This window comes from Microbacterium flavum (assembly GCF_018717645.1).
In the GTDB taxonomy this organism is placed as follows: domain Bacteria; phylum Actinomycetota; class Actinomycetes; order Actinomycetales; family Microbacteriaceae; genus Microbacterium; species Microbacterium flavum.
This window is the reverse complement of record NZ_JAFLHG010000019.1, coordinates 1-18,829: the sequence shown is the minus strand read 5'-3', so window position 1 is coordinate 18,829 and position 18,829 is coordinate 1. Positions and strand designations below refer to the sequence as shown.

General features: G+C 72.0%; 17 protein-coding genes. 13 read left to right on the top strand and 4 right to left on the bottom strand.

The window, feature by feature from the left end:
- The first annotated feature begins 48 nt into the window (after window positions 1-48).
- The 4 genes from J0P97_RS15055 (at window position 49) to hpxO (ending at window position 2,838) form a co-directional block, all read left to right on the top strand.
- The gene (locus J0P97_RS15055; RefSeq protein WP_215488611.1) at window positions 49-696 is read left to right on the top strand and encodes a helix-turn-helix domain-containing protein; all 648 of its coding nucleotides are present in this window, start codon (window positions 49-51) and stop codon (window positions 694-696) included.
- Window positions 693-1,223, top strand: a complete 531-nt coding sequence (uraD, locus tag J0P97_RS15050; RefSeq protein WP_215488610.1) for a 2-oxo-4-hydroxy-4-carboxy-5-ureidoimidazoline decarboxylase — start codon at window positions 693-695, stop codon at window positions 1,221-1,223. The genes J0P97_RS15055 and uraD overlap by 4 nt, the downstream gene beginning before the upstream one ends.
- Window positions 1,220-1,540, top strand: a complete 321-nt coding sequence (uraH, locus tag J0P97_RS15045; protein WP_215488609.1) for a hydroxyisourate hydrolase — start codon at window positions 1,220-1,222, stop codon at window positions 1,538-1,540. Before uraD ends, uraH begins: the two co-directional genes overlap by 4 nt.
- Before the next feature lie 110 nt (window positions 1,541-1,650).
- On the top strand, window positions 1,651-2,838 hold the full coding sequence (gene hpxO / locus J0P97_RS15040; RefSeq protein WP_215488608.1) for an FAD-dependent urate hydroxylase HpxO: 1,188 nt from the start codon (window positions 1,651-1,653) through the stop codon (window positions 2,836-2,838).
- 87 nt (window positions 2,839-2,925) lie between these two features.
- Here the strand turns inward: hpxO and J0P97_RS15035 are convergent, their stop codons facing one another.
- The 3 genes from J0P97_RS15035 to J0P97_RS15025 all read right to left on the bottom strand — a co-directional run bounded on the left by J0P97_RS15035 (window position 2,926) and on the right by J0P97_RS15025 (window position 6,493).
- Entirely contained in the window at window positions 2,926-4,434 is a 1,509-nt protein-coding gene (locus J0P97_RS15035) for a nucleobase:cation symporter-2 family protein (protein WP_215488607.1), read from the bottom strand.
- Window positions 4,435-4,617: 183 nt separating this feature from the next.
- A complete protein-coding gene (locus J0P97_RS15030) occupies window positions 4,618-5,916 on the bottom strand; it encodes a MinD/ParA family ATP-binding protein (RefSeq protein WP_282837969.1) in 1,299 nt (432 codons plus the stop codon).
- 58 nt (window positions 5,917-5,974) lie between these two features.
- Window positions 5,975-6,493, bottom strand: coding sequence for an adenine phosphoribosyltransferase (locus J0P97_RS15025; protein WP_215488606.1), 519 nt, complete (start codon window positions 6,491-6,493; stop codon window positions 5,975-5,977).
- Between the two features lie 51 nt (window positions 6,494-6,544).
- Between J0P97_RS15025 and J0P97_RS15020 the strand changes: the two genes are divergently transcribed.
- From J0P97_RS15020 to J0P97_RS15000, 5 genes are all read left to right on the top strand, one after another.
- On the top strand, window positions 6,545-8,290 hold the full coding sequence (locus J0P97_RS15020; protein ID WP_215488605.1) for a glycoside hydrolase family 13 protein: 1,746 nt from the start codon (window positions 6,545-6,547) through the stop codon (window positions 8,288-8,290).
- A 1-nt stretch (window position 8,291) separates the two neighbouring features.
- Window positions 8,292-9,332 carry a LacI family DNA-binding transcriptional regulator gene (locus tag J0P97_RS15015; RefSeq protein WP_215488604.1) on the top strand — a complete coding sequence of 347 codons (1,041 nt, stop codon included), beginning with the start codon at window positions 8,292-8,294 and terminating at the stop codon, window positions 9,330-9,332.
- Window positions 9,333-9,341: 9 nt separating this feature from the next.
- Window positions 9,342-10,109 carry a hypothetical protein gene (locus J0P97_RS15010; protein WP_215488603.1) on the top strand — a complete coding sequence of 256 codons (768 nt, stop codon included), beginning with the start codon at window positions 9,342-9,344 and terminating at the stop codon, window positions 10,107-10,109.
- A 179-nt stretch (window positions 10,110-10,288) separates the two neighbouring features.
- On the top strand, window positions 10,289-11,503 hold the full coding sequence (locus J0P97_RS15005) for an amidohydrolase (RefSeq protein ID WP_215488602.1): 1,215 nt from the start codon (window positions 10,289-10,291) through the stop codon (window positions 11,501-11,503).
- Window positions 11,500-12,429, top strand: coding sequence for a hypothetical protein (locus J0P97_RS15000; protein WP_215488601.1), 930 nt, complete (start codon window positions 11,500-11,502; stop codon window positions 12,427-12,429). The genes J0P97_RS15005 and J0P97_RS15000 overlap by 4 nt, the downstream gene beginning before the upstream one ends.
- Here J0P97_RS15000 and J0P97_RS14995 read toward each other — a convergent pair.
- On the bottom strand, window positions 12,408-13,478 hold the full coding sequence (locus J0P97_RS14995) for a VanZ family protein (protein WP_215488600.1): 1,071 nt from the start codon (window positions 13,476-13,478) through the stop codon (window positions 12,408-12,410). The genes J0P97_RS15000 and J0P97_RS14995 overlap by 22 nt on opposite strands.
- Window positions 13,479-13,528: 50 nt before the next feature.
- Here J0P97_RS14995 and J0P97_RS14990 point away from each other — a divergent pair, with 50 nt between their 5' ends.
- From J0P97_RS14990 to J0P97_RS14975, 4 genes are all read left to right on the top strand, one after another.
- Window positions 13,529-15,592 (top strand): APC family permease, encoded by a 2,064-nt coding sequence (locus J0P97_RS14990; RefSeq protein ID WP_215488599.1) that lies wholly within the window; start codon window positions 13,529-13,531, stop codon window positions 15,590-15,592.
- A 67-nt stretch (window positions 15,593-15,659) separates the two neighbouring features.
- Entirely contained in the window at window positions 15,660-16,949 is a 1,290-nt protein-coding gene (locus tag J0P97_RS14985) for a SufS family cysteine desulfurase (protein ID WP_215488598.1), read from the top strand.
- A 4-nt stretch (window positions 16,950-16,953) separates the two neighbouring features.
- Window positions 16,954-17,406: a Fe-S cluster assembly sulfur transfer protein SufU gene (gene sufU, locus J0P97_RS14980; protein ID WP_215488597.1), complete on the top strand. Its 453-nt coding sequence runs from the start codon at window positions 16,954-16,956 to the stop codon at window positions 17,404-17,406.
- A complete protein-coding gene (locus J0P97_RS14975; protein ID WP_215488596.1) occupies window positions 17,403-18,758 on the top strand; it encodes an NAD(P)/FAD-dependent oxidoreductase in 1,356 nt (451 codons plus the stop codon). The genes sufU and J0P97_RS14975 overlap by 4 nt, the downstream gene beginning before the upstream one ends.
- Window positions 18,759-18,829 lie beyond the last annotated feature (71 nt).

Genomic DNA, 18,829 nt, shown 5'->3' with positions numbered 1-18,829 from the left:
GGCTGTGCGAGCGCGCCGACGCGTCCGCGCGGCGGATACGATCTGGGCATGAGCCGCGTCTCCGCCCTCGACCCCGACCTCGACCCCGTGGACCGCGCCGCCGTCAGGGTCGACGCCGCCGGCGAGGGCGTCGGCGAGCGCCTGCGCGCTCTCCGCATGGCGCGCGGGATGTCGGCGCGCGATCTGGCGCGACGGCTCGGCATCTCGCCGAGCGCCGTCTCGCAGATCGAGCGCGGCGTCATGCAGCCGAGCGTGTCGCGGCTGATCGCGATCACCGACGAGCTCGACGTGCCCCTGACCTCGGTGTTCGATTCGGCGGGCGACGAAGCCGCGGATGCCCCGCTGAGCTTCGGCCTCCACCGGGCCGCCCACGCCGAGCACGACGACCCGATCGTCCTCGAGAACGGCGTCACGTTCCGGCGGATCTCGCCCATCGCTACCCCCGGCGTGGACTACTTCGAGTCGACCTACCCGCCGGGCGCGACGGCGCACGGGGGGACCGAGCTGTTCCGCCACGAGGGCTACGAGGTCGGCACCGTCACCTCGGGCGAGCTCACGATCGACTTCGACGACGAACGCGTCGTCCTGCGGGCGGGCGACGCGATCAGCTATCCCTGCTCACGCCCGCACCGCCTGCACAACACGTCCGATGAGCCGGTCATCGCCCGCTGGCTCATCGTCCACGGAGCACGATGACCGCCGCCTCACCGACGCGCCCGACCGTCCCGGTGTCCGTCGCCGACTTCGACGCCCTCGATGGCTCTGCGGCCGCAGAGATCGTCGCCGTCTGGGCCGCGATCCCCGGGTGGGTGGATGCCGTCGTCTCCGGTCGCCCGTACGGCACCCGCGCCGCACTCGCCGAGCGGGCGGATGCGCTCGCTCGGGGCTGGTCGGCCGCCGACCTCGACACCGCGCTCGCCCATCACCCGCGGATCGGCGAGAGACCGCGCGGGCCCGGAGCCGAAGCGGACGCCTCGCGGTCGGAGCAGGCGTCCATGGCCTCCGCTGAGGCGACCACCGCCGCCGCCATCGCCGCGGGCAACGCCGCCTACGAGGAGCGCTTCGGCCGCGTGTTCCTGATCCGGGCGGCCGGGCGCAGTCCCGAGCAGATGCGCGCCGAGCTCGACCGGCGACGAGCCAACGACGACGAGAGCGAGACCGCCGAAGCCCTCGACCAGTTGCGCCAGATCGCGCTGCTGCGCCTGGAAGGAGCGATCTCATGACCCACGTGACCACGCACATCCTGGATGCCACGGCCGGGACCCCGGCATCCGGCGTCGAGGTGTCGCTCCGCGATGCCACCGGCACCGCGCTCGCGTCGGGGCGGACCGACGCCGACGGCCGTCTCGCGCTCGGTCCGGATGCCCTGGAGCCGGGCGACTACGCGCTGACCTTCGCCACGGGCGCGCACTTCGCCGCGCAGGGGACGGCGGCGTTCCACCCCTCCGTGACGGTCGCCTTCACCGTCGCGGACCGCCCGCACTACCACGTGCCTCTGCTGCTGAGCCCGTTCGCCTACACGACCTACCGCGGCAGCTGACCGGGGCGCCCGCGGGCCGGCGGGCAGCGAGCGACCGACGACCGGCGGTCGTAACACCTCGGCATCCGAGGGGAAACGCGCCCGTGACACGTCCGCCGTACCGTGCCGACATGAAGGTCATCATCATCGGCGCGGGCATCGGCGGGACGAGCGCGGGGATCGCGCTGCGCCGCCTCGGACACGACGTCGTCATCTACGACCAGATGCGTGAGAACAAGCCGGTGGGCGCGGCGCTGTCGCTGTGGTCGAACGGCGTCAAAGTCCTCAACTGGCTCGGCGTCGGCGACGAGGTGGCCGCGCTCGGCGGCGACATGGCCACGATGGCCTACCGCGACGGCCGCACCGGCGAGATCCTCTGCGACTTCTCGCTGGAACCCGTGACGGCCCAGACCGGCCAGAAGCCGTACCCCGTCGCACGCGCCGATCTGCAGGCCCTCCTCATGCGCACGTTCGGCGAGGAGGCCATCCACCTCGGTCGCAAGGTCGTCGCGATCGCCGACGACGGGGCATCCGTCACCGTCACCTTCGCCGACGGCGCGACGGACACGGCCGACATGGTCATCGGCGCGGACGGCGCCCGCTCCCTGACCCGCGCCTACGTGCAGCCCGAGGGCGCACCGGAGATCGTGCGCGAGTACTCCGGCTACACGAACTTCAACGGCCTGATCCCGGTGGACACCGCGATCGGCGCACCGGATGCCTGGACCACCTATGTCGCGGGCGGAAAGCGCGCCGCGGTCATGCCGGTCGCCGGCGGGCGCTTCTACTTCTGGTTCGACGTGCCCCAGCCGGACGGCGTCCCGTACGACCGCGCTGAGGGCACCGCGCCGCTGGAGGAGGCCTTCGCGGGCTGGGCTCCCGGCGTGCAGGCGCTGATCGGCGCCATCGACCCCGCCGTGTCGCTCAACCGGGTCGAGATCTGGGACATCACCCCGTTCCCGACGTGGGCGAAGGGCCGGGTCGCCATCCTCGGCGATGCCGCCCACAACACCGCCCCCGACATCGGCCAGGGCGCCTGCTCGGCGCTCGAGGACGCCTTCGCCCTGGGCATCGCCTTCGCGACGAACACGGTCGGCATCGAGGACACCCTCCGCCGGTACGAGGCGATCCGCGTCGAGCGCGCGGGAGAACTGGTCCTGCGCGCACGCAAGCGCGGCGAGGAGACGCACGCCTACGACCCGGCCGCCACCGCCGCCTGGTACGAGAGCCTCCGCGGAGCGGACGGCGTCGGCATCATCCGCGGGATCGTCGGCAACATCGAGGGCAGCCCCGTCAACCTCGGCGCCGGCGTGCTCTGAGCCGCGCCGCCCCGCGCCCCGCGGCCCGCGGCGACTGCACGCCTGATCGTGGGGCTCCGGCCCGTCGGCCGGAGCCCCACGATCGGCTCAGGCCCCGTGCGTCGGGTCCGCGCCGGGCCGGTTCGTCTCGTCGGCGTCGAGCGAGACGGTCGGGATGAGTCCGGTGCCCTCCGCCTGCGGGTGCACGAGAGCGGCGGCGGCAGGGCCTCGCACCGCGTCATAGGCGCCCATCGCGGGCTGTCCGGCCTCGGCCTCGCGCACCTCGGGGGTGTTCAGCAGCAGGTTCAGGAGGATCGCCACGATGGCGCCGGCCGAGATCCCCGAGTCGAAGATGAGCTGGAACCAGTCGGGGAACTGCCCGTAGATCGTCGGGCTCACGGTCGGCAGCAGCGCGATCCCGACCGAGATCGCGACGATCAGAACGTTCTTGTTGTTGAACTTCACCTTCGTGAGCGTCCGGATGCCGGAGGCGGCGACCATGCCGAACAGCGCGATCCCCGCGCCGCCGAGGACGGCACGCGGCACGCCCTCGACCATCGCGGAGACCTTCGGGATGAGACCGAGGACGACGAGGATGCCGCCGGCCATCGTCGCGACGTAGCGCGAGCGGACGCCCGTCAGCGACACGAGACCGACGTTCTGCGCGAAGGCGGTGTAGGGGAACGTGTTGAACACACCGCCGAGCACGGTGCCGAGGCCGTCCGCGCGCAGGCCGTCGGCGAGCTGCTTGCGCGTCACGGGTCGGTCGACGATCTCGCCGACGGCGATCATGTCGCCGGTCGTCTCGGTCATGATGACGATCCCGACGATGATCATCGAGATCACCGAGGCGAGCTCGAAGGTCGGCAGGCCGAAGTGGAACGGCGTGACGACCGCGAACCACGCGGCATCCCCGACGTGCGACCAGTCCGTCATGCCCGGCACGAACAGCGCGGCGATCGTTCCGCACACCAGGCCGAGCAGCACCGAGACCCGGGCGAGGGCCGGCGGGGCGAACCGTTCGAGCAGCACGATGAACAGCAGGGTGCCGAACGCGAACGCGACGTTCACCGGTGGCGCTCCGGGCGCGTCGGCGCTCGAGCCGGTCATGATCCACCCCGCCGCGACCCGCATGAGCGACAGACCGATGATGAGGATGACGGTGCCCGTGACGATCGGAGGGAAGAAGCGCAGCAGCTGCGAGAAGAACGGCGCGACGAGGATCATGAACAGTCCGCACGCGATCACCGAGCCGAAGACGCTCGTGATGCCGTGCGACGTGCCGATGGCGATCATCGGGCCCACAGCGGCGAAGGTCACGCCCTGCATGAGCGGAAGGCGGACGCCGAAGCGCCAGAATCCCACCGACTGCACGATCGTCGCGAGGCCCGCGATGAAGAGGTCGGCGCTGATGAGGAAGGCGAGGTCGGCCGAGCTGTAGCCCAGCGCGCCGCCGACGATGAGCGGCACCGCGACGGCGCCCGCGTACAGCGCCAGGACGTGCTGCAGGCCCAGCGGGAACAGCCGGGCGAGCGGGGGGATCGCATCGACGCCGTTCTCGGCGGCGCGGGCCTTGCGCTCGGCGGCCTTGGACGCCTTCTCTTCGGTCGTGGTCATCGCGGCCTCCCCGCCTCACCGGGTGCGGGCGAGGCGGCGCGCACCTCGTCGTGAGAGCGACGTTAAGCCCTGACTGAACACCGATGCGCCCGTTTCGCGCATCCGTTCCCGAAAGTTCACGGCGCGAAACAGACCCGAAATCTGGCTCCGTGAGAGCAGACGGAAGGGCCGGGGGCGCTCCGGTCAGAGGCGCTGCGCGATCGCCGCCGCGACGGAGAGCCACGCGTCGCGGCTCTCGACCGACAGCGCATCGAAATCGATCGGACCGCCGTCGACCAGTGCCGCGTCGAACGGCACGTGCACGACGTCGCCCGTCACCTGCGCGAAGTGGCGCTCGAGGCGCTCCGCGAGCTTGCGATCGGGTTTCGCAGAGGGCGCGGCGAGGATCGTCACCGCGTCGTCGATCTTCGCGTCGAAGCCCTTCTCGCGCAGGCCGTCGAGGAGCCAGGCGGCCGAGGCCGCGGTGTCCTCCCGGACGGTCGAGACGATCACGAGCTGGTCGGCGGCGGCGACCGCGGCGACCCAGTTCGAGGCGCGCATGTTGTTGCCCGTGTCGACGATCAGCAGGCGGTAGTACCGCGACAGCACGCCGTGCAGGCGATCGAAGCCGGCCGCGTCGATCGTGGAGGAGGCCGCGGCATCCTCATCGGAGGCCAGCACGTCGAAGCGGGCGTCGACCTGCGTGCGCACGTAGGTGTCGAGGGCGGCGAGGCTCGCCTGGCTCGGCTCGGCGAACGAGTCGAGGTGCTCGAGCAGGTCGACGGCCGTGCGGTGGTGCGGGGCGTTCTGGGCGCGCCATCCGAGCGTGCCGCGCGTCTCGTTGTTGTCCCACGCGAGGGTCGCGCCGCCGCGCTGGGTGCCGAAGGTGGCAGCCAGCAGCAGGGTCGACGTGGTCTTGTGCGCCCCGCCCTTCGGGTTCAGGATCACGATCGTGCGCGGTCCGTCGAGTCGGCGCTGGACGGCGCGCTCGCGATCGAGGCGCGACTGCTCCGCCCGGCCCGGACGCGGCGCGATCGCGCCGCCCGTCATGCGGCGGACGGCACCCTGCCAGCCCTCGGTGGCGCGCGGCTTGACGCGGTCGGCGCGCGAGTTGAGGAGGTCCTCGACGGTCGGGGCGACGCGCTGCGCCGCACCGCGCGGGACGCCCTCGCGGCGGGTGAGATCGCTGCGCAGCGCGGATGCGGGTGCGGGGGCGGGTGCGGGTGCGGGTGCGGGGGCGTCGGCATCCTGCCCGGCCGCGGTCGCCTCGACGAACGTCCCGTCCGGATGCACGGTCAGCGGCCAGCGGACGTCGCCGTCGACGACCGTTGCGGTGACCGGCCCACCGGTCGACGCCGCCATCAGCCGGATCGCCTCGACGATGCGGCCGCGCAGGGCACCCTCGGTCGAGGCGAACACCTCGTCGATCTGACCTTCGAGGTGGATGTGCGCCAGCGTCTTGGATGCCAGCATCACGGTCGGTTCGGAGGTCGCGGTTCCCACGGGGGCCCTTCTGTCGGAGATCGACCCGAAGCGGGGCCGATCTCCGATTATCCCAGACCTAGACGCGGAACACGGCGTGCACGGGGCCGCACACGGCCTGGCCGCCGAGCTCTTCGAGCTCCATGATCACGGCGGTTCCCGCCAGCACGAGTCCGAGCTCATCGAGGAGCTCATGGCCGGCGCGGAGGGTGCCCCCGGTGGCGAGGATGTCGTCGACGAGGAGCACGCGGGTGCCCGCAGGGAGGTCGTCCGACATCTCGATCGCGGCGGTGCCGTACTCCAGCGCGTAGCCGACGGATGCCGCCGGACGCGGCAGCTTCCCCGCCTTGCGGATCGGCGCCATGCCGACGCCCGCCGCGACGGCGACCGCCCCGGCGAGGAGGAACCCGCGGGCCTCGACCCCCGCCACGACGTCGAACGCGTCCGCGAAGGGCTCGATCACGGCATCCACCACGGCGCGCATCGCTGCGGCGTCCGCCAGCAGCGGCGAGATGTCGCGGAAGAGGATGCCGGGCTCGGGGAAGTCGGGGATGGTCGCGATGAGGGACGCGGCACGGTCGAGGGCCTTCGAGGTCACCGGTCCAGCGTACGCGTCCGCACGCGTTGCGTAAGCGCTTACACTCGAGGGATGACGTCGCAGCAGACCTCTTCCCCCCCGACCTCTCTCGCCCCCGCGGACCAGCTCGCCCCGATCGGCCAGCTCGCCCCGATCGGCCAGAGCCGCCCCGGCGCCGAGTGGTGGCGCACCGCCGTGATCTACCAGATCTATCCGCGCTCCTTCGCGGACGCGTCCGGCGACGGCATCGGCGACCTCGCCGGCGTGACCGCCCACCTCGACGACCTCCGCTCGCTCGGCGTCGACGCCCTGTGGCTGAGCCCGTTCTACCGATCGCCGCAGCGCGACGCGGGCTATGACGTGGCCGACTACTGCGACGTCGACCCGCTCTTCGGCACCCTCGCCGACTTCGACGCGATGCGGGCCGAGGCACACGCCCGAGGCATCCGCGTCATCGTCGACCTCGTCCCCAACCACTCCTCCGACCAGCACGTCTGGTTCCAGGAGGCCCTCGCGGCGGAGCCGGGCAGCTCGGCGCGGGCGCGCTACCTGTTCCGCGACGGCCGCGGCCCGGGCGGCGACCTGCCCCCCAACAACTGGGAGTCGGTGTTCGGCGGCCCCGCGTGGACGCGCACGACCGACCCCGACGGGACGCCCGGCCAGTGGTACCTCCACCTGTTCGACTCCACGCAGCCCGACTTCGACTGGGCGAACCCCGAGGTGCAGGAGGAGTTCCGCGGCATCCTGCGCTTCTGGCTCGACCGGGGCGTCGACGGGTTCCGCGTGGACGTCGCGCACGGCCTCGTGAAGACCGACGGCCTGCCGGACCACGTGCCCGCGGTCTTGACCGCCGACGCATCGGCCGACAGCATGGGCGGCTCCGACGACGACGTGCCCTACTGGGGCCAGGACGGCGTGCACGAGATCTACCGCGACTGGCACCGCGTCCTCGCCGAGTACGAGGGCGACCGCGCGCTCTGCGCCGAGGCGTGGCTGCCGACCGTCGATCGGACCGCCGAATGGGTGCGCTCCGACGAGATGCACCAGGCCTTCAACTTCCCTTACCTGATGACGGAGTGGGACGCCCCCGCGATCCGCGAGGTCATCTCCGAGTCGCTGCGCGCCTTCCCCGCCGTCGGCGCGCCCGCGACCTGGGTGCTCTCGAACCACGACGTCGTGCGCCACGCCTCGCGCCTCGCACTCACGGCCGAGAACCCGCAGGGTCACGGCATCGGTCCGGACTCCCCCGGCAAGCCCCTGCCCGAAGAGGGCCTTCGCCGCGCCCGCGCCGCCACCACCGTGATGCTCGCCCTGCCCGGGTCGGCCTACCTGTATCAGGGCGAGGAGCTCGGACTGCCCGAGGTCGTCGAGCTCCCCGGCGAGGTCCGCCAGGACCCGACCTGGTTCCGCACCGACGGCGAGCGCTACGGGCGCGACGGCTGCCGCGTTCCGCTCCCGTGGACCTCGGACGCTCCCGCGTACGGCTTCAACGAGACCGGCGCGTCCTGGCTGCCCCAGCCGGCCGAGTGGGCCCGGCTCGCCCGCGATGCGCAGGAGAGCGACCCCGATTCGACCCTCTGGCTCTACCGGACCCTCCTCGCCACCCGCCGCGGCGAGGGCCTCGGCGCGGGCACGCTCTCGTGGCGCGGCGGCTACGGCGACGATGTCCTGGCCTTCGAGAACGGCCGCGTCACCGTCATCGCCAACGTCTCGGATGCGGCAGTGCCGCTCCCGTCCGGGACGGTGCTCGTCGCCAGCGAGCCGTTCGACGGCGACACCCTGCCCGTCGACGTCGCCGTGTGGATGCTCGTCGACTGACGTGTCCGCGCTCGACGATGTCGCCCGCGCGGCGGGGGTCTCCACCGCGACGGTGTCGCGCGCGCTGAGCGGGCGCGGGCGCACCTCGGAGGCCACCCGTGCCCGTGTGCGCGAGGTCGCCGAGCGGCTCGGGTACGTGGCATCCGCCACGGCAGCCGGTCTCGCATCGGGGCGTGCGGAGAACATCGGCGTGATCGTTCCCCTGATGGACCGCTGGTTCTTCGCGACGGTGCTCGACGGCATCGCGTCGCGGCTCGCTCCGCGCGGCTACGACGTGACGCTGTACAACGTGACGGATGACCCCGCGCAGCGTCGTCGCCTGTTCGAGACGGCGCTGCGCCGCCGGCGGGTCGACGCCGTCATCGTGCTCTCCGTCGCGCTCACCGACGACGAGGTGGCCGCGCTGGGGTCGCTCGGCCTTCCCGTGCGGGGGCTCGGCGTCCCGCGCGGCGAGCTCGGCGGTCCGCGAGTGGATGACACCGCCGTCGGCCGTGCGGCGACGCAGCACCTGCGAAGCCTCGGACATCGCGACATCGCACACATCGGCCAGAGCGTCGCGGGCGGGGGGCCCGCCGACCCGGCCTTCGACATCCCGAGTCGGCGGCGTGCCGGGTTCGAGGCAGAGATGGCTGCGAGCGGCCTGACCGGACGCTTCGTCGCGGGGGACTTCACCGTCGCGGGGGGCGCGCGGGCGGCGCGCGAGCTGCTGACCGGCCCGCATCCGCCGACCGCGATCTTCGCGGGCTCGGACGAGATGGCCTACGGCGCCCTGACGGCGGCGCGCGAGCGGGGGATCCGCGTGCCGGCGGACCTCTCCATCATCGGGGTGGACGGGCACGACCTCGCGGACCTGTTCGACCTGACCACGATCGATCAGTTCCCCCACGCCCAGGGCGAGCGCGTCGCAGACGCCATCCTCGCTGCCGTCACCGGCGAAGCGGGGCCTGCGGCAGGCGGCGGTGTTCCGAGGAGCGCAGCGGCCTCAGGCCCCCTCCCCTTCTCTCTGGTCACCCGCGGCACGACCGCTCCGCCGCCTGGCTAGGATCCTCCTATGAGCTCTCCCCCCGGCCTCCCCGACTCCCGTCCGGAAGCACCGCGCTCACGATCGCGAATGATCGTCGGCATCGTGATCGTGGCGGCGGTGCTGGCCATCGCCGTGGTCGTGAGCTTCGCCCTGACCCGCACATCCGACTCGGCTCGGCCTGCGCCGACGAGCACCGCGTCGGCGACGCCCACGGCATCGGCCGCCGCGACACCCACCCCCTCCGCATCATCGACGAGCCCCCCTGCCTCCTCCGCGACGATCGACGTGAACGGCGACGGTTTCACGCTGAGCGGATCCGCGGGCGAGACCTTCTCGCACACCTGGGCGGCGCCCGCAGCTCCGGCGATCGCGGCGCTGACCGAGGCGTTCGGCGCAGCGCCGACGATCTCCGAGGACCTGAACGACGGCAACTTCCACAGGGGCAACTTCACCGTCTACTCGTGGCCGGACTTCACCTTCTACGACTATCTCGACACCGAGGGCGGCAAGGACCGAAGCGAGGTCGACACACCGACCTACGTCTCCTTCAGCGCCTCCTCGATCGGCGACATCGAGATCACCAACGAGTTCGGCCTGCGCATCGGTCAGACCCTCGACGAGGTCCGACAGCTCGCTCCCGACTCCGGCGGCGATACTGTGCCGCCGATCTTCTGGTTCGTCCGCGGTCGCAGCACCTTCTACGAGGACGGCGTCCGCTCCTACGGGGTGCAGGTGGATACCGACGGCGAGCACGTCACCTCGATCACCTACAAGTTCATCGCCACGGGTCTCTGACCGGCGCGGACGCGCCCCACTCTCCGCGCACCGCCAGCCCCGCCAGGACGCTCCGATTCACGGTCGGCCCCTGCCCGAACCGTTTCGAGCGCCCGATCCGCGCCGGCGGGGAGGAGTTCCGGCGCCCGAGGGCCGGGCACTCGCAGGCCCGAAGCGGCGGCGGCGGTTACAGTCGAGGGGTGAGCATCGACCTCGAGGCCCTGTACATCGACCTGCACCGCCACCCCGAACTCTCGTTCCAGGAGACGCGCACGGCGGGGGTCATCGCGCGCGAACTCGGCGCGCTCGACCTCGAGTTCACCGAGGGGCTCGGCACGACGGGTGTGGCGACGGCGATCCGCAACGGCGAGGGGCCGGTCGTCTGGCTGCGCGCCGACATGGACGCCCTGCCCGTCGAGGAGCAGACCGGCCTCTCCTACGCGTCGACCGCCCGTGGCATCGACCCGGCCGGAACCGACGTCCCCGTCATGCACGCGTGCGGGCACGACATGCACGTGACGGCCCTCCTCGGAGCGCTCGAGCGCCTCCTCGCGACCCGCGACGAGTGGTCGGGCACCGTCGTCGCCGTCTTCCAGCCCGCGGAGGAGTACGGCGCGGGAGCCCAGGCGATGATCCAGGCGGGCGTCCTGGATGCCTTCCCGAAGCCCGACATCGTCCTCGGCCAGCACCTCACGCCGCTGCCCGCCGGGGTCGTCGGCGTTCGCCCGGGCACGCAGATGGCGGCATCGGACGGCATCACGGTGCGTCTTCTCGGCCGCGGCGGCCACGGCTCGCGCCCGCACGCCACGATCGACCCGGTCGTGATGGCGGCGGCGACGGTCATGCGTCTGCAGACGATCGTCTCCCGCGAGATCGACCCGCGCGAGATGGCGGTCGTCACCGTCGGCGCGATCCACGCCGGGCTGAAGAACAACATCATCCCCGCCGAGGCGACCCTCGAGCTCAGCCTGCGCTACCCCGACGACGCCGCGCGCGCCGATGTGCTCGCGCGGGTCGAGCGCGTCGTCCGTGCCGAGGCGCAGGCCTCGGGCGCCGTCGAGGAGCCCGTCATCACCACCCTCCACTCCCTGCCGCCGACGATCAACGACGCGGATGCCACGGCACGCCTCGTCGCGGCCTGGTCGCGCGCCTTCGGCGAGGAGAGCGTCGTCGACCCGGGCATGTTCACGGGGAGCGAGGACGTCTCCTGGTTCGCCCGCGAGGCCGGCGTCCCCCTCGTGTACTGGTTCTGGGGCGGACTCGATCCGGAGCGCTTCGCCGATGCTCGCGCGCGCGGCGCGATCAACGAGGAGATTCCGACGAACCACTCGCCGTTCTTCGCCCCGGTCCTCCACCCCACGATCGAGCGCGGCGTGGATGCCCTCGTCGTCGCGGCGCGGGAGTTCCTCGCGTGACCTGGGCCGATCTCGGGCTCCCCGATGCCCCCGAGCCGAGCGGCAACGAGACTCCCGCGCCGAAGCCGCCCCGGGAACCGAAGCCGCCCAAGCCCCCCCGCGAGCCGAAGCCGCCCCGCGATCCCAAGCCCCCGAAGCCCCCGAAGCCGCCTCGCGAACCGAGGCCGGCGAGCGGCGGCCGCCCCCCGCGGGATCCCGACGACACCGGCTCGCGCCTGCCCGTCGTGCTCGGTGTCGTCGCCGGCGTGCTGCTGATCGCGGTCGTCGTGACCCTCGGCATCGCTCTGACGCGCCCGTCCTCCGACGCCGGACCCGTGGGCCCGCCGGACCCGGGTCCCACGACCGCACCGACGACGCAGCCCACCGCCAGCCCGACGTCCTCCCCGACGGGCATCGGCGCGCCGGTCGCCGTGCAGTTCGGCGGCACGGGGTTCACCCTCGTCGACAAGGACGACCAGACCGTCTTCACCCACCAGTGGCGCGACAAGGCCGATGTGGCCGTCGCGGCGCTGACCCAGGCCTTCGGCGCCGCCCCCACCCAGCGCGTCGAGGCGGGCGACGGCAGCAGCTACCCCGACTACACCGTCTACCAGTGGGACGGGTTCCTCCTCTACGACATGGTCGACGGCACCGGCGGAGCCCAGCGGGCGACCTTCACGCAGCCCTCGTACGCGACGTTCTCGCGCAACACCGTCGGCAAGATCGAGATGACCGCAGAGCGCGGCCTGAAGATCGGCTCGACGATCGCCGCCGTCCGCGCCGCCACGCCGGACCGGGAGATCCCCCGCGGCAACGTCGGCTCGATCCGGTTCGTCTTCGACATCGGTCGCTCCACCGCCGGGCCGCCCGTGCAGTACAGCATGGTCACCGACACCGACGGCACGAGCGTCACCGCCGTCCTGTACTACTTCGCCGCCGGCTCCTGACCGTCGGGGGCGATCCCCGCGCGGGCATCGGCGACGTCCTGACCGGAGAGCAGGCCCGGCAGCCCGCGTCCCCGGCGGGTCGCGAAGGCTGCGACGACGGATGCCGCCGCGAACACGAGCGCGGCGGCCGCCCCCGCGCCGGGGAGCAGCGAGAGCAGCAGGTAGCCGCCGATCCCGCCCAGGAAGCGCAGCGATCGGGCGACCGGGGTCGGCAGCGGCCCCCCGCGGAAGCGGAGTTCGACCGCCAGGTCGCCGACCGTCCGCCCCGTCACGAGCGTCACCGCGGTCCAGACGACGATCGGGACGAGGTTCGTCGCGGTCTGCGCGATCCCGCCGTCGACCACGGCCGCGTGGTCGCGCACGAGGTACTCGAGGACGACCTGCACGCCGATACCGACCACCGCACCCACGAGTCCCGCGCCCAGCCAGTCGCAGAGCATGGCCAGCAGGCGCCGGGGGCGCGTCACCGGGTGCGGAGCATCCCCGGCATCCGGATGCGCACCGCTGCGCAGTCGGCTCGGCACGATGAGCGCCAGGAGCGACCCGAGCACCGCGCCGACCGTGTTGGTCAGCAGATCGTCGACGTCGAAGACGCGGTACGCGCAGGGGTAGATCCCCCAGACGCCGGTGAGCTGCGTCGTCTCGATGATCAGGGAGATCCCGAGCCCCGCCACGAACGCGACGAGGATGCCGCGGCCGCCGAGCACCCGCAGGAAGAACCCGAGCGGCAGGAACAGCAGGACGTTCAGCGCCAGCTGCAGGACGGCGAAGTCCGTGAGGCTCCGCGCCGAGCGGAGGTCCTGGACGAACGCGAGGACGTCGAGATTCACCCCCGCGCACGCGTACGCGCCCGATTCGGGCAGCGGGAGCAGGGTGTAGGTCCAGATCGCGAGGAAGTACACGAGGGCGGCGGCCCACAGCACCGAGCGGCCGAAGGTGAGGCGGCCGCGACGCCGGTAGCTGACGGCCACGAAGGGGACGAAGAGCGCCGTCCCGACCAGCGCGCCGAGACCGATCGCGACCGCTGCGGAGTACACCTCGTTGCCCATGTGTCGATCCTTTCAGTCGTCCGCATTGCGCGCGGGCCCCGCCCGGCGTAATGTCGCCCGCCGTGACCGATGACAATCGCGCCGAGGACCGGCCGGCGGCGGACGAGACTCCGATCGCCAAACGCATCCTCATCGGCGAACCGCTGACGAGCGAAGAACTCGAGGGCCAGCTGCTGCCGAAGAAGATGGCGCTGCCGATCTTCGCCTCCGACGCACTGTCCTCCGTGGCCTACGCGCCGCAGGAGCTGCTGATGATCCTGCTGATCGGCGGGACGGCGTTCCTCGCCTTCAGTCCGTGGGTCGCGACCGCCGTCGTGGCGCTCCTGGTCGTCGTCGTCCTCAGCTACCGCCAGCTCATCAAGGCCTACCCGTCGGGCGGCGGCGACTACGAGGTCGCCCGCACGAACATCGGCGAGAAGGCCGGCGTCGTCGTGGCCTCCGCGCTGCTCGTCGACTACATCCTGACGGTCGCGGTGTCGGTGGCATCCGGCGTCGACAACATCATCTCGGCGCTGCCCGGACTCGACGCCTTCCGCGTCGAACTCGCCGTCGGCTTCGTCATCCTCATCATCCTCGTGAACCTGCGCGGCGTACGGGAGGCGTCGACGGCGTTCGCGATCCCGACGTACCTGTTCATCGGGTCCGTCATGGTGATGATCGTGACGGGCCTCGTCCGCTGGATGCTGGGGGATGCCCCGATCGCGGAGAGCGCCCAGTTCGCGGTGCAGGCCGAGGACCTCAGCCAGGCGGCGGTCATCCTGTTGATCCTGCGCGCCTTCTCGAGCGGCTGCTCGGCGCTGACCGGGGTCGAGGCCGTCTCCAACGGCGTGCCCGCCTTCCGCAAGCCGAAGGTCCGCAACGCGCAGACGACCCTCGTGCTGATGGGCTCGATCGCCATCCTGATGTTCTCGGGGCTGACGGTGCTCGCTCTGGTCGCCGGCGTCCACTACGCGGAGGACCCCTGCAACCTCGTCGGGTTCGACTGCACCGCCGCGGTGCAGCCGAGCCTCATGGCGCAGGTCGCGGCCGCGACGTTCGGCGGTGGCAGCATCCTCTTCTTCGTCATCCAGGCGGCCACCGCGGCCGTGCTGCTGCTCGCGGCGAACACGGCCTTCAACGGCTTCCCCCTCCTCGGATCGGTGCTCGCGCGGGACGGCTACGCACCGAAGGCGCTCAACACCCGCGGCGACCGACTCGTGTTCAGCAACGGGATGATCGTGCTGGGGCTCGCCGCCGTCATCGTGCTCGTCGTCTTCCAGGCGAAGCTCACGACCCTCATCCAGCTGTACATCATCGGAGTGTTCGTCTCCTTCTCGCTCGGCCAGATCGGGATGGTGCGGCACTGGAGGCGGGAGCTGAGGCTGCTGTCGCCGAAGGCCGTCGCCGAGCGGCGCAGCGCCTACAGCGGCCTCGTCATCAACTCGCTGGGCGCGACGTTCACGGTCGTGGTCCTCGTCATCGTGACCATCACGAAGTTCACGCACGGCGCGTGGCTGGTGTTCCTCGCGATCCCCGTGCTGTCGTTCCTCATGATCGGGGTGCACCGGTACTACCGCGACGTGGAGCACGAGATCACGATGGACGACGACGCGCACTTCGGCGCGAGCGGCGACGTGGCGATCGTCCTGGTCGGCAAGCTGCAGAAGCCCGTCGCGAAGGCCCTCGACTACGCGCTCGCCGCCAAGCACGACAAGACGATCGCCGTGCACATCTCGGTCACCGCCGAAGACACCCGCGAAGTGCAGGACGACTGGGCGTTCCACCGCATGCCGATCCCCCTGCTCATCATCGAATCGCCCTACCGTCAGTACGCGGCGCCGCTCGCGCAGTTCATCTCGGAGTACCGCAAGAAGCACGGCTCCTCCGTCGTCACGGTCTACCTGCCGCAGTACATCGTCGGCCACTGGTGGGAGTCGGTCCTCCACAACCGCCGCGCCCGCCGCATCGCCCAGCAGCTCATGCTCGTCCACGGCGTGCAGATCACGCTCGTGCCCTGGCTGCTGGACTCCACGGAGCTCATCTACGGCCGACGCTCCCGCCCGCTGCCCGGCGATGACCGTGCGGGCCGGATCACGAGCTACGGCCTCGTCGCCCACACCGACGAGGACTCCTAGGCGCGGCATCGCCGTCCCCCCGTTCGGGGCCGAGCCCACCCGGGATGCCGGGGCGTAGCCTAGAGGGGTGACCTCCGCGACCCCTCAGACCGCCGCGACCGCCGCCGACCCGATCGACGCGGTGCGGCTGCGCGAGGACTTCCCGATCCTCGCCGAGCAGGTGAACGGCCACCGCCTCGTGTACCTCGATTCCGCCGCGACCAGCCAGCGCCCGCTCCCGGTGCTCGACGCCGAGCGCGACTTCCTCGAGCACACGAACGCGGCCGTCCACCGCGGCGCACACACGCTCGCGGCCGAGGCCACCGACCTCTTCGAAGACGCCCGCGCGACCGTCGCCGGCTTCGTCGGAGCGGATGCCGAGCAGCTCGTCTGGACGAGCGGGGCCACCATGGGGCTCAACCTCGTCGCCTACTCGATCGGAGGCGCCTCGGCATCCTCCTCCCTCGCCCTGCGACCCGGCGATGAGATCGTCACGACCGCGATCGAGCATCACGCCAACCTGATCCCGTGGCAGGAGCTCGCCCTGCGGACGGGCGCGGTGCTCCGCCACATCCCCGCCCACGACGACGGAACGCTCGATCTGGCCGCCGCGGCGGAGATCATCGGCCCGCGCACGCGCATCGTCGCGTTCACGCACGTCTCGAACGTGCTCGGGATCATCAATCCCGTCGAGGAGATCATCGCCCTCGCCCACCAGGTCGGAGCGCTGACGGTGATGGATGCCTGCCAGTCGGCGCCGCACCTGCCCCTCGACCTCCCGGCGCTCGGCGTCGACCTCGCCGTCTTCAGCGGGCACAAGATGATGGGCCCGTACGGCGTCGGCGGGCTCTACGGCCGCGCCGAGGTGCTCGAGGCGATGCCCCCGTTCCTCACCGGCGGATCCATGATCACGACCGTGACCCTCGACCGGGCGGAGTACCTCCCTCCGCCGCAGCGGTTCGAGGCCGGGACCCAGCCCATCGGGCCCGCGATCGGCCTCGCAGCCGCCGTCCGGTACCTCGACGGCATCGGTCTCGAGCGGATCCATGCCCACGAGACGATGCTCGCCGAGCGGATGCGCGCCGGCCTCGTCGAGATCCCCGGCATCCGGCTGCTCGGCGACCCCTCGACCGGGTCGGTCGAGCGGGTCGGGCTGTGGTCGTTCGACGTCGAAGGCGTCCACGCGCACGACGCCGGGCAGTTCCTCGACGCGCGCGGCATCGCGGTGCGCGTCGGCCACCACTGTGCGGCCCCGCTGCACACGCGCTACGGTGTGACGGCATCGGTCCGCGCCTCCACCGCCCTGTACAACACCCCCGATGACGTGGATGCCCTCCTCGATGCCGTTCGCGGCATCCGTCCCTATTTCGGAGTCTGAACACATGAATGAGCTCGACGCGCTCTACCGCGAGCTGATCCTGGACCACTCGAAGCATCCGCAGCACTTCGGTCTCGCCGACGAGGATGCGGAGCCCGGGCACAGCGGCACCTCGCACCAGAAGAACCCCGTATGCGGCGATGAGATCACCCTGCGCGCCCGCGTCGACGGCGAGACGATCGCGGACGTGACCTGGGAAGGTCGCGGCTGCTCGATCTCGCAGGCCTCGGCATCCATGCTCGCCGATCTGGTCGCCGAAGAGGGGCTCAGCCGCGCGGAGGCGGTGACCCTCATCGAAGGGTTCCGCGAGGCGCTGCGCTCGCGCGGGAAGCTGGAGTTGGACGAAGAGGTCTACGGCGACGCCGCCGCTCTCTCGGGCGTCTCGAAGTTCTCCGCGCGCGTGAAGTGCGCGATGCTCGCCTGGGTCGCCCTCGAAGACGCGATCGCCAAGGCATGAGCCACGCACCCTCGACCGCGCACCTCCCGCACGTCGTCATCGTCGGCGGCGGATTCGCCGGCATCAACGCGGCGCGCGCCCTGCGCAAGGCCCCCGTGCGGGTCACCCTCATCGACCGGCGCGTGTACAACACGTTCCAGCCGCTCCTGTACCAGGTCGCCACCGGCGGGCTGAATCCGGGCGATGTCACGCACTTCCTCCGGAGCCTGCGCGTCTCGCAGCCGAACCTCGACGTGGTGCACGAGCACCTCACGGCGATCGACACGGATGCCCGTGCCCTCCGCCTCCTCGACGGCCGCGAGATCTCCTACGACTACCTACTGATCGCGAACGGCGTCACGACGGCGTATCACGGCACCCCGGGCGCGAAGGAGAACTCGTTCGCGGTGTACTCCCGCTCGCAGGCGATCGCGATCCGCGACACCCTGTTCACCCGCCTCGACCGCGCAGCGGCCGCTCCGGACCGCAGCAAGGGTCTGTCGGTCGTCGTGATCGGCGGCGGCCCGACCGGCGTCGAGATGGCGGGCGCCCTCGCGGAGCTGCGTGACCAGGGCCTGGAACCCGCCTACCCCGAGCTCGAGGGCGAGGCGTTCCGCATCACGCTCGTGCAGCGCAGCGAGATCCTGAAGCCCTTCCTCCCCTCGCTCCGCACGTACGCCGCCGCCCAGCTGAAGAAGCGCCACGTGGAGCTGCGCCTGGGCGCGGGCGTCGAGGAGGTCTGCCGCGACTCGGTGCGCCTCTCGGACGGGACGGTGCTGCCGTCGGATCTCACGATCTGGGCGACCGGCGTCGCGCCGCACGAGGAGGTGCGCGGATGGTCGCTGCCCCTGGCCGACGACAGCCGCATCCTGGTCGGCCAGGACCTGCAGGTGGTCGGGCTGCCCGGGGTGTTCGCCGCGGGCGATGTCGCCCGGACGCCGCAGGACTTCCCGCAGTTGGCCCAGCCGGCGATCCAGGGCGGCGAGCACGTCGCGCGTCAGATTCTGCGACTGCTCGGCGGCGAGGCGACGGAGCCGTTCGTCTACTACGACAAGGGGCAGCTCGCGATCATCGGACGCCGCTCGGCGGTCGGGGAGGTCCCCGGCGTGGCGAACCTGCCCGTCCTCCACCGCCTCGGCATCCTGAAGCGCGTGCCGCTCCTGCGGAAGGTCATTCCGCTCACCGGTCGCCTGGCGTGGTCCGCGTGGCTGTTCGTGCACATCACGAGCCTCCTCGGCCCGCGCAACAAGCTCCAGGTGATGGTGGGCCTCGCCGCCCGCTACGGGATGCGTCTGCACCGCACGCCGGTGCCGATCGTGGGCGACGTCCCCGCCATCCGGCCGCCGAAGCCCCCGCGTCCCGACGCCCCCTAGCCCCCGCGTCCCGACGCCCCGCGCCGCCGCCCCCGCGCCCCCGCGCCAGCGCCCCCGCCCCCGTCCTGCCG